General features: G+C 44.1%; 11 protein-coding genes and 2 tRNA genes. 7 read left to right on the top strand and 6 right to left on the bottom strand.

All coding sequences use genetic code 11. The features are described 5' to 3' along the window. Positions 1-57 precede the first annotated feature (57 nt). Positions 58-2,835, bottom strand: coding sequence for a TonB-dependent receptor (locus L5L77_RS12775; protein WP_263222871.1), 2,778 nt, complete (start codon positions 2,833-2,835; stop codon positions 58-60). A gap of 295 nt (positions 2,836-3,130) precedes the next feature. On the opposite strand from L5L77_RS12775, the gene L5L77_RS12770 reads away from it, so the two are divergent. Both L5L77_RS12770 and L5L77_RS12765 read left to right on the top strand, forming a co-directional pair. Beyond that, a complete protein-coding gene (locus L5L77_RS12770; RefSeq protein ID WP_263222868.1) occupies positions 3,131-6,562 on the top strand; it encodes a LamG-like jellyroll fold domain-containing protein in 3,432 nt (1,143 codons plus the stop codon). A 162-nt stretch (positions 6,563-6,724) separates the two neighbouring features. Continuing rightward, positions 6,725-7,642, top strand: coding sequence for an SMP-30/gluconolactonase/LRE family protein (locus L5L77_RS12765; RefSeq protein WP_263185818.1), 918 nt, complete (start codon positions 6,725-6,727; stop codon positions 7,640-7,642). A 620-nt stretch (positions 7,643-8,262) separates the two neighbouring features. Here L5L77_RS12765 and L5L77_RS12760 read toward each other — a convergent pair. From L5L77_RS12760 to L5L77_RS12750, 3 genes are all read right to left on the bottom strand, one after another. Beyond that, positions 8,263-8,339 (bottom strand) — tRNA-Val (locus L5L77_RS12760). 38 nt (positions 8,340-8,377) lie between these two features. Then, positions 8,378-8,454, bottom strand: a tRNA-Val gene (locus L5L77_RS12755). A gap of 250 nt (positions 8,455-8,704) precedes the next feature. After that, positions 8,705-10,084 carry an MATE family efflux transporter gene (locus L5L77_RS12750; protein WP_263185817.1) on the bottom strand — a complete coding sequence of 460 codons (1,380 nt, stop codon included), beginning with the start codon at positions 10,082-10,084 and terminating at the stop codon, positions 8,705-8,707. A 33-nt stretch (positions 10,085-10,117) separates the two neighbouring features. On the opposite strand from L5L77_RS12750, the gene L5L77_RS12745 reads away from it, so the two are divergent. Next, positions 10,118-10,741 carry a riboflavin synthase subunit alpha gene (locus L5L77_RS12745; protein WP_259524411.1) on the top strand — a complete coding sequence of 208 codons (624 nt, stop codon included), beginning with the start codon at positions 10,118-10,120 and terminating at the stop codon, positions 10,739-10,741. Positions 10,742-10,775: 34 nt separating this feature from the next. Here L5L77_RS12745 and L5L77_RS12740 read toward each other — a convergent pair whose 3' ends face one another. Together L5L77_RS12740 and L5L77_RS12735 are read right to left on the bottom strand one after the other, a co-directional pair. Further along, a complete protein-coding gene (locus tag L5L77_RS12740) occupies positions 10,776-10,976 on the bottom strand; it encodes a CPXCG motif-containing cysteine-rich protein (protein ID WP_028759934.1) in 201 nt (66 codons plus the stop codon). 241 nt (positions 10,977-11,217) lie between these two features. Further along, entirely contained in the window at positions 11,218-11,451 is a 234-nt protein-coding gene (locus L5L77_RS12735; RefSeq protein ID WP_263185816.1) for a hypothetical protein, read from the bottom strand. 291 nt (positions 11,452-11,742) lie between these two features. Between L5L77_RS12735 and thrS the strand changes: the two genes are divergently transcribed. From thrS to rplT, 4 genes are all read left to right on the top strand, one after another. After that, positions 11,743-13,671, top strand: coding sequence for a threonine--tRNA ligase (thrS, locus tag L5L77_RS12730; protein ID WP_028759936.1), 1,929 nt, complete (start codon positions 11,743-11,745; stop codon positions 13,669-13,671). Between the two features lie 3 nt (positions 13,672-13,674). After that, the gene (infC, locus tag L5L77_RS12725) at positions 13,675-14,217 is read left to right on the top strand and encodes a translation initiation factor IF-3 (protein WP_012089240.1); all 543 of its coding nucleotides are present in this window, start codon (positions 13,675-13,677) and stop codon (positions 14,215-14,217) included. 84 nt (positions 14,218-14,301) lie between these two features. Further along, positions 14,302-14,496, top strand: a complete 195-nt coding sequence (gene rpmI / locus L5L77_RS12720) for a 50S ribosomal protein L35 (RefSeq protein WP_006081653.1) — start codon at positions 14,302-14,304, stop codon at positions 14,494-14,496. A gap of 16 nt (positions 14,497-14,512) precedes the next feature. After that, complete coding sequence (gene rplT, locus L5L77_RS12715) at positions 14,513-14,869, top strand: 50S ribosomal protein L20 (protein WP_006081652.1); 357 nt, start codon at positions 14,513-14,515, stop codon at positions 14,867-14,869. Positions 14,870-15,029 lie beyond the last annotated feature (160 nt).

Genomic DNA, 15,029 nt, shown 5'->3' with positions numbered 1-15,029 from the left:
GAAAAAGCTAATCAATTGATTAGCTTTTTGATTTCTGTCATGGCTGAAGCATCAGGCTTAGAAAGAGTAACGCGTACCAATCGCAAAGGTGCGGCTATACAAAGATGAACCACTGTTATACAAGTTAAAGTCAGTATAAGCAGAGTGGAACTCTTCACCGGTTAAGTTAGTAGCATCGAAGGTAAGTACCCAGTCAGGGGTAACATCCCAGCTAAATTGAAAGTCCATGTTCGCTTCTGAGTCGCTGTAAATCCCCGTTGGCATTGAACAGCAGAAGTTATAACCCGTTAGGAACTTGTCACGGTACACATAGGACAAGCGTGCAGAATATTCTTCTTTTTCATAGGCTAATACCACGCTGTATGAGTTTTTAGAGACACCGACTAACGGCTTAGTTTCATAACCAATAAGCTCGCCCGCACCGCCATCAGTATCAGCGGCAAAGATCGGATCTTTGGTTTTGCCATCTATGTAGGTGTAACTGGTTTGTATGCCAATACCTTGCAACCAATTAGGCAGTTCATCGGGGAAGTAGGTAAATCCAAGCTCTAAACCATCTAAGCTACCTTTACCCGCGTTGGAAGGTTGTGTGAGTACGTATTTAGCGTTGTACTCTGGATTAGAATTGTCTGTCACTTCAATGTTGCGACTCGTGGTGTAGACAAAACCATCGACTTCACGCTTAAACAGCACGCCATATAAGCTGCTACTTGGCGCAAAATAATATTCTAATGACAGATCGTAGTTCTGCGATTCAACCGGTTTTAAATCAGGGTTACCGCTCGATGCATAACCAAACTCAGCCTCTGTGCCAGCATTTGGAGGTGTCAGTGTCATGGTAGGGTTTAAATCACCAAAAGCTGGGCGACTGATTGTTTTTCCGTAAGAGAAACGTAATAACAGGTCATCCGTTAAATAGTAACGTGCCATAAAGCTTGGCAGCACATCGGTAGAGTCTGTAGATTGTGTAACTTTACTCGCCGCCGATTCATTAAAAGCCAAATCGGTACTGCTGTTAACCACACGTACACCTATCTGACCATCTAAAGGCAAACCAAAGAGCTCAGTGCTGTAGTTCGTTTGCAGGTAGGCCGCCATGGTTTGTTCTTCAATATCAAAAGAACGCGAATCTAAATAACCACCGCCATTGACAGCTAGGCCATAGTATTCACGCATCTGCCCTACATTATCCAATAAATAACCGCCGTCAGCTGACAACCAGTTGCTTGGCACATAGGCTTGACCGTCATAAAAGCCAGGTTCCGTGGTTGTTGATAAGCCAGTAATATCCGTTAAACGACAATTTGAACCATTGATAGAGCAGCTACCACTGCTTTGATCTTTCGATTTCGATTTGGCGGTACGTTTATCATAACGCACACCTAAATCGATCGTGTCAAATAGACCTAGTTCAATGGCATAGTCGCCATCTAAGTTCCACGATATCGCATCGCCTTCATCTTTACCGCTATTGTCAAACAAACTGCCCATATTGAAGTCGGCAGCGTTGGTCAAACTGCCTTCATTAATATCGGTTGTGCTAGGATCATCTAAATACGCAAAGGCGGGATTACCTGTGCCATTGTAGTTAAAATCTACTGCTAACTGATTGCGTATTGCATTGGTTTGCATTGCCACAAAAGATCGGGTGTATTGACTGGTTTGGTAATTGATTTCGGATCGTAATCTTAAGTCGTCACCAATATCCCATTTACCCCCTAATGCATAAACATAGCTATCAGTCTCGCCCGTAGAACCATCACCGCTGGTAAACAAGGCTGCGTTATTGATGTAATTCTTCTTCACCACATTCGTATTGTCGTAGAATTCTGGGTTTCTGAAGTGACTGTTACCATTAACAAATGAAAACAGCAGCGAGTTGAAATCTTCATTGCGATAACCGTTATAGAAAGCTTCAAAGAGATACTCTGAAGTGGCATTAGGCTGCCATTGTAGCGATAAGTTAACGGCAGGGCGTTTGCGGGTACCAGTATAATCGGTTAAGCCCATCGCATCGCGCAGCAACACATACTCAGTATCAACCCCGTTAACATTGAGCGTTGAGCCCGGTGTTGTTGATAGTGCTTCACCACGATTCACAAATGCGGAGTTAATACGTTCAAAATTATCGGCACGATAAGGATCAGATGAACCAACCCAAATATTTTGATCGCGATAATTACTTTCGGCGTACGAAGCATTAATCAAGGCGCCAAATTCACCAGAACTGGTATCCCAACGATCACTGGCAAGAATACTGAAATTAGGATCAACTTTTTCGGTTGCATCACTGTAGATACTACGGGCGGCAACGACAATCTTCTCCCCAGAGAAGTTGAAGGGCCGCTGGGTTTTTATGTCAATTTGACCCGCGATGCCGCCTTCAATCAGGTTGGCAGAACGCGTTTTATACACGTCAACACTGTTCAGTAGTGAGGCGGGAATATCCGCTAATGCCACAGAACGACCCGTTGAAGTAAAAATTTGACGACCATTAATCGTGGTAGATACATCACCTAGACCACGGATAGTGACTCCACTCACTTCTCCGCCGCCTCGACCAGTCACTTGAACGCCTGTAACCCTTTGCAGGGCCTCAACCACGTTATTATCGGGAAACTTACCAATATCTTCCGCAATGATGGAATCAACAATTTGAACGTTCTGTCGCTTCAGCTCGATAGCCTTCGTTAACGAATCACGAATGCCAGTAACCTGAATCACTTCTATCTCATCAACTTTTTTTTCTTCTTCTTCTTCTTCTGCATAAGCGTTTTGGCACATCAAAGATATTGATGAGGCTATCGCTATGCTGAGCAGTGAACGTGTAAACATGAAAGAGCTCCCCAAGTGCAGTTATTTCATAAGTTTGTTTAATTTTTGGTAGATATTTTGTTATGTTAATTATAATGATGCTATTGTATGACTAATAACCTGTCAACACCTAATTTGTCAGTTTCTTGTTAAAAGATATCTTTGCTGTTTACAAACATACTATTGTATGATGAATTGTGATTGTCGTGATCATCTCCCATAGGGCATGGGTTAAAAGTGATCAACCTAAAAACATAGAACTCTTTAAAAGCACTTTAAAATTAAGTACATAAATATTAATGGGGGAGATGACTATATGAAATTGAGTAAATTGATGCTTGCTATGACGGGGATCATCATTCTTGGGGGATGTGGCGGCGATGGGGATTCTGGTTCATTACCTCCCAATATGGTTCCAGAGAACCAACAATTACCGGATCCGACAATCAAGCAGGAAATGTTAGATTTTAATGATCTTGCAGTGCATGATCCGTCAATCATTAAAGCTGACGATACCTATTACGTTTTTGGTTCACATTTAGCTGCGGCTAAATCAACGGATCTGATGAACTGGCAATATTTGACTCGTATTGAGCCAGTACTTGATGCCAATGGCGAACCGGTTCTCGATGATGATAATAATCCTGTCACCATCACACGCATTGCAAATGCACCCACAGATCAAAATCCATTATTTAATACAGTTTCGAGCGAAATGGCGGCCGCTTTTAAATGGACTGGCGATAAAGTTCAAGGCTCGTGGGCGCCGGATGTTATCAAGCTTAAAGATGGAAAGTATTATTTCTATTACGATTTTTGTAATAATCCAGATGACCCTGTCTATCCAACACCTGTCTGTAATGCCCCACGATCTTTTATCGGCGTTGCCGTAGCTGACGCGATAGAAGGCCCATATGTCGATAAAGGTGTATTTTTGCGCTCAGGCTTAACGGCGGATGAGATTACTCAAGGTTTAGGACCTGATGGTGTAACCGCCTATAACGGTGGCACTATGCCAAATACCATTGACCCCGCTGTTTTCTATGACAAAGATGGACAACTGTGGATGACCTATGGATCTTACTTCGGTGGGATCTGGATCTTAAAAATAGATGAGACCACAGCAAAACCATTCCCGAATCAAGGCTATGGTAAGCGGCTAACCGGTGGTGAATTTGCGGCTAATGAGGGGTCATACATTCTCTATAGCCCTGATACTAACTATTACTATTTGTTTACTTCTATTGGTGGCTTTGCAGCCAATGGTGGTTATAACATTCGCGTTTCCCGCTCTGAAAATCCTGACGGCCCCTATGTCGATGCCAGTGGTTTTGACATGACTCAAGTTTATAAAAATCCTGAAGAACATGGTAATAAGATACTCGGTGGTTTCGAATTTGTTGCGGAGAAAGGCGATACGGGAAGCACTCAGGGTTATTTATCACCAGGCCATAACTCAGCCTATTTTGATAAAAATACAGGTAAATATTTTCTCGTTACTCATACTCGTTTCCCTAACCGCGATGAGCAACACTCTGTACGTGTTCATGAGATGTTTATCAATGCAGATGGTTGGTTAGTGGTATCACCACATCGTTATGCGCCAATTGACGGTGATAATGTTGTCGATTCACTCGATCTCGTCGGTGACTATCGCTTTATTAATTTTGAAAAAGATACCAACACTTCACCAAAGACATCCGTTTACCTCACACTGACTGAGAGTCGTCTGGTGAAAGGGGAAGTCACGGGTAAATATCGTTTATACGATAACGAACCGAACAGAATCACGTTAACCCTTGATAATTTGGGTACATTCGAAGGTACTCTCGCATGGCAGTGGGATGAGACCCTCGCTAAATTGGTACCCACCTTCAGCGCATTGTCAAATGAGGGCGTCTCCGTTTGGGGCTCAAAACTGCTCGATAAGACCTCAGAACAACTATTAACCGACATAGGCAACAGCATAGATGTTGTCAGTGAAGCGACGGATGGTGTGATTGCGCTACCAACGCGCGGTACACGCGGTGCGATAATAGAGTGGACATCAAGCGATGCTACTGTAATTCACCCCGACGGCACAGTGGTTCTCCCCAATGTAGGGGAAGGTGACAAGGTAGTAACTTTGACCGCCACTATTATGATTAACGGTAAAAAAGTCTCGAAGACGTATCAAGTGACTGTGTTTGCGAGAAAAACCTATAACCGTATCGCGCAGTACAGTTTCGAGAACAACCTGACAGACTCATTAGGGCTGTTTGCAGCTGGTCAACCTACAGGTGATAGAATATTTAAACCTGCTGATTCAGTTAGTTATAGCATGGGACTTGAAGGAGAAGCACTGGCACTCGATGGCACCCACGGCGTGTTACTGCCTACAGGGATCATTTCAAGCTATGAGTACACTGTCTCATTCTGGGCCAATCCGACAGTCATCACTGGGTTTTCAACGGCATTTTTTGGTGCAGTCAATGAGGAAACCGCAGCCGATGGCGGTAAGTTCTCTAACACTTGGATCAGCATGCTGCCCCAAGGCTGGGATGGCAATACCATGTTTTGGAGTAACGGCAGTGCCTGGTTTGATGGCGTTACCGGTGAGCGCATACCTGAAAATACTTGGTCACATGTCGCGTTTTCGGTGAGCAATGGGCTGGTACGTGTCTTTATCAACGGTGTTGAAAAATTCAGTCGCGGCAATCTCAGCGATTATTTCAGCGGCCAACAGGGCGTCTTTGGGCTTGGGGTTAACTACTGGGATCTACCCTATAACGGTTTGATTGATGAACTTAAAGTATATGAAGCGGCATTGACTGCAGGTGAAGTCAAAGCTTTGGATATTGATAAATTACCAGACAGCGAATTACTAGCATCTGCAGTGGATATCCTCGATTTAGGCGATTTATCATCAGTACGTGAAGATTTGCATTTACCTGTCACGGGTCCTTATGCGGCAGCAATAACTTGGGTATCTTCAGATCCGACTATCATTAATACCACTGGCGGTGTGACTCAACCTGGTCGTGAGGAAATCGATAAAGTGGTGACCTTGACGGCAACCATAAAGCTGGGACAAGCCACTCAAACCAAAGTGTTCACAGCAAATGTGAAGTCAATGGCGCCACCAACACCTGTAGCTGTCTATAGCTTTGAAGATAACCTAACGGACAGCACTGCTCACTTTGGTGCTGGCACTGTGGTGGGTAACTTAATTGGTACAACTGGTGGAACCATTGCTTACGCTGATGGTGCTGTGGGCAAAGCGGCAGTATTTGACGGAAAATCGGGTATTGAACTGCCAAACAACCTGATCAAAGACAATAGCTATTCAGTCTCTTTGTGGCTGAATCCTAAAGTCTTGAACAAATACACCAGTGCGCTCTTTAGTTATGCCAGTGCTTCAAGCTGGACCAGCGTATTACCTGGCGGACAAAACGACTATGAACATGCGGTATTATGGTCTGGTGAAGCTTGGTATGACGGTAGAACTGGCTTTACTATGCCAAAAGAGACTTGGTCACACATGGTGTACACGGTTAATGGTGGGGATGTGAAGGTCTACATCAATGGTAACTTACTGTTTACTGGCGCCAACTTCCCGAACGTTTTCTCTGTACCCACCACAAAATTTGCGGTCGGCGTTAACTTCTGGGATACACCTTTCACCGGTTCTGTCGATGAAATCAAGTTCTATGACGAAGCGATAACCGAGCAAGACGTGCAAGATCTGTTTGGCGAATCCAATCAATAGGCAAGCAACACCCAAGCTATTGACGCTTATCACGAAAGCATCCGAAAGGGTGCTTTTTTATTTACAGTATTTACACAGTTCTTACTTCTCATTCTCTTTGGTAGCATTGCTATAAATGTTTATTTGTTGAAAGATAATACCTCATCCCAAATGAGTGATTTTATGAACAATATTGTTGGTGTTGACAAATTACTGATGACCATTTCCGTAGGTAATATTCTAGGGGAAGGCGTGCTTTGGGATGATAAAACCCAATCCATTTGGTGGACTGACATTGAAGCTGCTGAGATACTCAATTACTCAATTACGACTCAAAGTCTTCGAACTATTGCCATGCCGTATCGAGTCGGTTCATTTGGTCTAACGCAAAATGCAGAACAACTGATAGTCGCGTTTGACCGTGGTATAGCGTTATACCATTTAAAAAATAATGAAGTACAATGGCTTGCTACGCCAGAATCACACCTTACGAATAATAGATTCAACGACGGTCGAGTCGACAGGCAGGGGCGCTTCTGGGCCGGTACGATGGTTGAAACTATGGTTGAAAATGGCTCTTATCCAAGCAGTGATGCGGCACTCTACTGCATAGACCATCAAGGCCAATGCTTAAAAGTGTGCGAGAACATCAGCATTTCAAATGGGCTCTGCTGGAGTCCAGATGGACTGACTATGTACCATGCCGACTCACCAAAACATGAAATATTTCAATATGATTTTGATCCAAACACAGCATCAGTCAGCAATAAACGATCATTTGTCACAACAGGCCAAATGATTTTCCCTGATGGTTCTGAAGTCGATGCCGCTGGATATATTTGGAACGCTCAATGGGGTGGCGGTCAAGTGGTTCGTTATCGTCCCAACGGCCAAGTCGATCTTACACTGACATTACCCGTTACCAATCCAACCAGTATCTCCATAGGTGGGCCAAACATGGACTGGCTTATCATCACCAGCGCAAAGCATTCTTTAAGTGCTGAACAATTATCAAAAGAGTCCCAGGCAGGTGATGTATTTATTTATCCGTTAGTCGGCATAAAGGGACTGAACAGTCCATTAGCGAAATTTAGAAAATAATGAGCAAGTCTTCAATCCCTAAACACATTTAGCCACTTCCTAGGTGAATAGTAGATGGGCTACCAATGTCTCAACCAACAAACCACTAAAACCACTAAAACCACTTTTTGTACAGCATGTAAAGTTTAAGTGCCTAGCGATAATGTAAGAGTCCGTTGTATAAATACCTGTAGTGATGATTCTAGCTGTTGTATCTCGGCGTATAATATTCCTAAATCGATTGAACTAAGACACTTAAGACTCGTTTCTACGGAGGCGACTATTATCTTTACGGCTATTACAATCAACAGCGGTGTGCCTATCTTGGTAGTGGTCAGTGTCAAAAACATAAAAAACATCTTGTGCCAACATGTTTGGCACGAAACGGGCACAAATTTAGAAAAATGGCTAATTGGGGGGTAACAGTGATAGATGTGGGTTAAGCAATCGAGGCATAGTTAGGCAGATCAGAGGGGGCAGGGTGTGTTTGAATATTTCTGCAAAACACCTAGTTTAGGCACGAAAATTTTTTATTTGTCACAAATATAAACAGAGCGTCTTAAGGTAAGACAATATTAAATTGAGGTTTTAAAGGGAGTTAAAGGGAGTTAAAGGGAGTTAAAGGGAGTTAAAGTAAGAAATGGTACACCCGAGTGGACTCGAACCACCGACCCCTACCATGTCAAGGTAGTGCTCTAACCAACTGAGCTACGGGTGCACTGTTTGAATTTCAAAATTTATACTCTTTGAAGAGAGTGGTACACCCGAGTGGACTCGAACCACCGACCCCTACCATGTCAAGGTAGTGCTCTAACCAACTGAGCTACGCGTGCATCGCAAAATTTAACAAGCTATTCAAAAGCGTTGCGCCTTGGAACGAGCGCTATATTAGGGGCATAGCGCAGGGCTGGCAAGCAAAAAAAACAAATTTGTCGTCAAATGGTGAATTGCTGTGCAACTTGCCCAGTGTTTCAACAATGCCGCCGATAAAACCGCAATTTTTTATTCGCTTTACTTCAGAGAATGCATCGAAATCAAACTGATAAACCAAAAGGCGAGCACTGTCGCTCGCCATTAATGCAATCAATGGTGAACACTGTCACCTTCAATAAGGCTCAAATGCACGCCATGCTTTTGGATGTAACGCAGACGAATGAAAAATAACAGCGCTGCTGAGGTCAAGCCCGCAATCAATCCTGCCCAGAATCCATGGGCGCCCATCGCGGGAACGATATGGTCCGTATAAGCTAAGGTATAACCGAGTGACATACCAATCCCCCAGTAGGAAAACAGCGTGATATAAAAGGCGCTGCGTGTATCTTTATAACCGCGAAGAGCACCCGCTGCGACCACTTGAACTGAATCAGATAATTGATACAGGGCTGCCATCAACATCAAGCTGCCGGCTAAGGCAACCACTTCAGGATCACCATTATAAAGTTTCGCAATTTGGAATCTAAATAAGACGGTCAAAACCGCTGTCGTTAGAGCAAGGGATAGTGCCAGCCATAAGCCCACTTTAGTGACCACCGCGGAAATATCAGCGCGATCACGGCCTAAGTAATAACCAATCCGAATCGATACCGCGATACCGATAGATAACGGCAGCATAAATACGATGGCAGAAAAGTTGAGCGCAATCTGGTGACTTGCGACCACTGTTGCGCCAAGTGGCGCGAGTAACAGCGCTATGATGGCAAATAAACTCACTTCAAAAAACAGCGCCATTGCTATTGGCATGCCGAGTTTGGTCATTTTCTTCATCGTTTCAAAGTCTGGGCGATGAAATTTACTGAAGGGAGCTAAAGCCGCGAATTTTTTATGCAACTGCATGTAAATGGTCATGGCAACTAGCATGGCCCAGAATACGAGGGCAGTGGCGATACCACAGCCTGCGCCGCCCATTGCCGGTATGCCAAAGTGTCCATAAATAAAAATATAGTTAGCGGGGATATTTACGGCTAGGCCAACAAAACCAATGACCATGGTCGGTAAGGTATAGGATATACCTTCACTGCAGCCACGTAGTACTTGATAAAGCACAAATGCGGGCGCGCCCCATAAAATACCGTCGAGATATCCTATGGTTAAGCGGTATAATTCAGGCTCCAAGTCCATGTGGCCAAGCACAAAGGGGGCTGATGCAAGGAAAACCATCACACCAATGCCGCCTATAATGGCAAGATAGGCACCTTGAAAGGCCAAAGGTTGGATGGCTTTTTGATTATTCGCGCCATTATAGTGGGCAAATAAAGGCGTAAAAGCCATCAGCAAACCTTGGACGAACAGAATAGCGGGTAACCAAAGGCTAGTGCCGACTGCGACGGCGGCCATATCGACAGCACTAACACGGCCCGCCATAACAGTATCAATAAAGCCCATCATGGTCTGAGTGACCTGAGCTATCAGTACTGGCAGCGCCAATTGGATTAAACGTTTGGCTTGATAGCCTGAATTATTCATAAATACAGCCTTTAACGATTAAGCGAGCAGAAAATGTTTACAGGTATAGTTCAAGCCACCTGCGAGGTGGTTGCAATACATAAGAAAGATGGCCTAAATACCCTTGAGGTAGCGTTCGAACCTGATTTGCATGAGGGACTTGCGATTGGTGCAAGTGTGGCAAATAACGGGGTATGTCTTACTGTGACTCAGGTAGTCGATGATAGGGTATTTTTCGACGTAGTGGAAGAGACCTTGCGACTGACGAATCTGGCTAATTTGTCTATAGGTCAAAGCGTTAATGTTGAGCGCTCGTTAACTTTTGGTAGTGAGATTGGTGGCCACATTCTCTCTGGCCATATTCATACCAAGGCTAAAATCGTTGATATTAGCCATACAGAACAGCATTATGATCTGACACTGGGCATTGAGCCTAAATGGATGGATTACATTTTTTATAAAGGTTTTGTTGGCGTTAACGGCTGCAGCTTAACGGTAGGCGAGGTGAGTGACTCCGGCTTTAAGTTGCACTTAATTCCTGAAACTTTAAAACTGACCAATTTAAGTCAGTATAAAGTGGGTGATGAACTCAATATTGAGATCGACAGCCAAACGCAAGTTATCGTCGACACAGTCGAGCGTGTGCTGGCCAGACGTTTTAACGAACAAGCCCGTTAGTTTCGTGACATCGCAGCCTTTAGTGCAATCTTGTTTAATAGATTTGCTCGTCGTCTGAATCGATATACAACTCAACCGTCCGTCTCGATTCATCGATGTGTAAGCGTAAGTGAATCGGATTACAACAAATTCGGCAGTCATCGTAATAATCTTGGTCTCCACAGCTGGCATCGATACTGATATCTTGATGGTGCCCGCAGTGGGGACAAGCAATAACTTTGTTCATGACTCTCATGGTGCAACTCCTTATCGCCAATAGAGCGAATCGCTCTGCTCAATCAATGCATCTCATACTTCGTACGCTTATATTGTCTGCGCTTTGTCGATATTCGAAACCTGAGTGCGCTTTATGTGCTTTCCATTTGAGTATACAGCAGAGTGCAGTGCACTGACTTAGATGAAGTCGGTCTCAAAACGCAGCATGATAGACCTTCTGGTTAAATATTTTCTTGTTGGATCATTATCTCTTCTAAAAACTAGTCCTTTGCCGTCACTAACTCCTCCATTTCATTGCTGTGTAACACGCCATCGCGGGCATTTTGGGTAATATCCAGCGTTAAACGCTGCATCTGTTGCTCAAGTTCACTTTTAATATCAACGAGTAACACTTGAGTATCAATCAAAGGTTTGCTTGTAATTTTCACCTGCGGCTCAGGTAAAGCGGTTGCAGTGTGCGTGAGTGTTACAGCCAGTAGAATGCAGTTCAACATATCAACTCCCTTGTCATGTTTTCAGTGATGCCCAATAAACTGGCGCTAGAATAGGGGAGTTAGATGACCAAGAAGTTACCAAGACACTGCAAAATCATGAATTTGCTTTTTGTTTCCAATCCAAATTCTGGTCAATATGCTTGCGCCTTTTAGCTACAATCCCTTAGAATAAACGCCCTGCTACGCAAGGCGGCTAAGACTCCTGTACTGTCTTAACCTAGCGAGCATTTCTCTTACATTAACTAAAACCAAGTGGCCCTACGTGTGGGTCACCACTGGAAAGGACATTTCATGCCTGTAATTACACTTCCCGATGGTAGCAAACGCGAGTTTGCTCATGCTGTATCGACCCTCGATGTTGCCGCCGATATTGGCCCTGGTTTAGCGAAAGCTTGTATCGCTGGCCGCGTTAATGGCGAATTAAAAGATGCTTGCGATCTCATTGAAACCGATGCTGAGCTATCAATCATTACCGCCAAAGACGAAGAAGGTGTTGAAATTCTTCGCCATTCTTGCGCGCATTTATTAGGTCACGCGATTAAGCAAATGTGGCCAGAAACCAAGATGGCGATTGGTCCTGTTATCGATAATGGCTTCTACTATGATATCGACCTTGAGCACAAGTTGACTCAAGATGACATCGACGCATTAGAAAAGCGCATGCTTCAACTGGCAAAAACTAACTATGACGTAGTAAAACGTGTCGTTAGCTGGCAAGAAGCCCGTGATACATTCGCTGCGCGCGGTGAAGATTATAAGATTGCCATTCTGGATGAGAACATCAGCAAAGACGCGACGCCTGCGCTGTATCATCACGAAGAATACACTGACATGTGTCGTGGACCGCACGTACCTAACATGCGTTTCTGCCAACATTTTAAATTAATGAGCATTGCCGGCGCTTATTGGCGTGGCAACTCAGAAAACAAGATGTTGCAACGTATCTATGGTACCGCTTGGGCCGACAAAAAAGCCCTGAGCACACACTTAACCCGTCTTGAAGAAGCGGCTAAGCGTGACCACCGTAAAATCGGTAAACAGCTCGACTTGTATCACATGCAAGAAGAAGCGCCGGGTATGGTGTTTTGGCATAACGACGGTTGGAGCATCTTCCTCGAATTAGAAAGATTCATTCGCCGTAAGCTAAACCAATACACTTACCAAGAAGTGAAAGGTCCATTAATGATGGACCGCGTGTTGTGGGAACGTTCTGGTCACTGGGATAAATACTCAGAAGCCATGTTCACGACCAGCAGCGAAAACCGCGAATACGCCATCAAGCCAATGAACTGCCCAGGCCACGTGCAGATCTTCAACCAAGGGTTGAAATCTTACCGCGATCTGCCATTGCGTATGGCGGAATTTGGTTGCTGTCACCGTAATGAACCTTCAGGCTCGTTACATGGATTAATGCGTGTACGTGGTTTTACGCAAGACGACGCCCATATTTTCTGTACTGACAGCCAAGTTCAAGAAGAAGTGAGTGCCTGTATCCAGATGGTTTACGATACTTACGCCACCTTCGGCTTTGAAAATATCGTAGTAAAACTGTCGACTCGCCCAGAGAAACGTATCGGTGACGATGCTATGTGGGACAGAGCGGAAGAAGCACTTAAGCAAGCTCTGCGTGCCAATAATATTGAATTCACTATTTTGCCAGGCGAAGGCGCGTTCTACGGACCAAAAATCGAATTTACTTTACACGATTGTTTGGACCGAGCGTGGCAATGTGGTACTGTGCAGCTCGATTATGCGTTGCCAAGCCGTCTTGGTGCAACTTACGTTGCCGAAGATAACAGCCGTCAGACCCCAGTGATGATCCATCGTGCTATTTTAGGCTCTTTGGAACGATTCTTGGGTATCTTGATAGAAGAATATGCAGGACGTTTCCCAACTTGGTTAGCCCCAATGCAAGTTGTCGTGATGAATATCACCGATAAACAGGCTGATTATGTTGAAGAAGTCGTAAAATTCTTCAAAGAACAAGGTATTCGAGCGTCTTTTGACTTGAGGAATGAGAAAATAGGCTTTAAAATACGCGAGCACACCTTAAGGCGTGTCCCTTATTTGTTGGTCGTTGGCGATCAAGAAATGGAAAATAAGGAAGTAGCGGTGCGTACCCGTGATGGTATCGATTTAGGTAAGATGCGACTTGAAGATTTCGCCACTAAAATCCATCAACAGATTTCGCTCCGTAGTCTCAAATTGTTGGAGGAATAGGTCATAAAGATCAAAAAAACAGCAGGGCGTCAGCCGGCCCCTAATAGAATCAATGAAGAAATCACAGGTGTACCAGAAGTACGCTTAACAGGCATTGATGGTGAAGCTATTGGTGTGGTAAGCATCAGAGATGCTCAGAATTTGGCAGATGAAGCAGGTGTAGACCTAGTAGAAATCAGCCCAAATGCTGAACCTCCAGTATGTCGCATTATGGACTACGGTAAGTTCCTTTTTGATAAGGCTAAGTCAGCCAAGGAACAAAAGAAGAAGCAAAAGCAGGTTCAGGTCAAGGAAATTAAATTCCGTCCTGGAACTGACGAAAACGACTATCAGGTAAAACTACGCAACCTGATACGTTTTCTGGAAGACGGGGACAAAGCGAAGATTACGCTTCGTTTCCGAGGTCGCGAAATGGCACACCAAAACCTGGGTATGGATCTATTGAACCGTATCAAGGCTGATTTGGACGAGTATGCGGTTGTTGAATCTTTCCCGAAAATGGAAGGCCGACAAGCAATTATGGTGCTAGCGCCTAAAAAGAAATAAGTAGGGCAAAACTTAAAGTAGCAAAGGTCTATGGCCTTTGCTCGCCTTGCTTTTTATTAAACATCCCAATGCGGAGTTTTAGAAATGCCTAAAATGAAAACAGACAAGGGTGTAGCGAAGCGTTTTAAGAAAACCGCTAATGGTTTCAAGCGCAAGCAAGCACACTTACGTCACATTTTGACGAAAAAAAGCACTAAACGTAAACGTCACTTACGTGCCAAATGTTTAGTATCAAAAGCTGACGTTCCAGCAATCGCGCGTCAATTACCTTACGCTTAATTTAGGAGATTAGAAAATGCCAAGAGTTAAGCGTGGTGTAACCGCTCGTGCTCGTCACAAGAAAGTTTTAAAACTAGCTAAAGGTTATTATGGCGCTCGTAGCCGTACTTACCGTGTTGCTGTTCAAGCAGTAACTAAAGCTGGTCAATATGCTTACCGTGACCGTCGTCAGAAAAAACGTCAATTCCGTCAACTTTGGATTGCACGTATTAATGCTGCTGCTCGTCAAAATGGTCTGTCTTACAGCCGTTTCATCAACGGTCTGAAAAAGGCGTCTATCGAAATCGATCGTAAGATTTTGGCTGACATCGCTGTATTCGATAAAGTTGTATTTGCAACTTTAGTTGAAAAAGCAAAAGAAGCGTTAAACTAAGAAATTAGTTTGTTGCTGTAGAGAAGGGACCATTTGGTCCCTTTTTTTGTGCGCCATTTTTGGCTTAACGAAATGATTTTACTTACCTAAGAACTTATATAAGTACTATCTAAGTGGTGCGGAATTAAGAATCGCAAAGGAAAGAAATGTGCGTGCGTGA

Source organism: Shewanella sp. SM29 (assembly GCF_025654245.1).
Taxonomy (GTDB): domain Bacteria; phylum Pseudomonadota; class Gammaproteobacteria; order Enterobacterales; family Shewanellaceae; genus Shewanella; species Shewanella oncorhynchi.
This window is presented reverse-complemented; position numbering and strand designations above follow the sequence as displayed.